The sequence below is a fragment of the Saccharothrix mutabilis subsp. mutabilis genome, assembly GCF_039521145.1.
Taxonomy (GTDB): Bacteria; Actinomycetota; Actinomycetes; order Mycobacteriales; family Pseudonocardiaceae; genus Actinosynnema; species Actinosynnema mutabilis.
The window spans coordinates 1-534 of record NZ_BAAABU010000083.1; the positions used below are offsets into that span (position 1 = coordinate 1).

General features: G+C 46.6%; 1 protein-coding gene. It reads right to left on the reverse strand.

All coding sequences use genetic code 11. The features are described 5' to 3' along the window. Window positions 1-169: 169 nt before the first annotated feature. Window positions 170-534: hypothetical protein (locus tag ABD126_RS38680; protein ID WP_343944871.1), on the reverse strand; the 365-nt coding region annotated here is incomplete at its 5' end.

Below are 534 nucleotides of genomic sequence, written 5' to 3' on the forward strand. Positions count from 1 at the left end.
GGAGGAGAACGAGAATAAGGCCCTCGCCCTGCTCGAAGGTGCTTCGATATTGAAGAAGTAAATTCTTCGATATTGGAATTAAGTTTTCGATATTAAGAGAAGCAATTCCCTTCGAATTTCTCGGTCGAAGTATAGAAAAACAGCTGTTAACTGTTAACACTGTTAACCCCTATTTCAGATTCTTGTCCAGAAACTCCAGCATTTTCTCCTGTGCCTTTAAACCGCAGGAATGAGGAATTTCCCAAAGTTCTGTATCCAGCAGATTATCTGCTCCCTGACTCTTCCAAACCTTGTGCATTTCGGCGAAAGCATCCTTTACGCCAGGCACGGGGAAGAGCTTATCTTTTGTGCCATTGATGAAATGCATCGGTTTCGGGCAGGCGAGGGAGGCGATGTGAGGATAGTCGAGATATTGCCTCAACCCCGGGATGCAATTCGCAAAACCGCCATTCTCCTTTCTTCCGAATCTCCGGGTAAGCTGAGCGTCCGTAGTTATCATCCAGCAGATGGAAGCACCCGCCTTGATTCTATCCG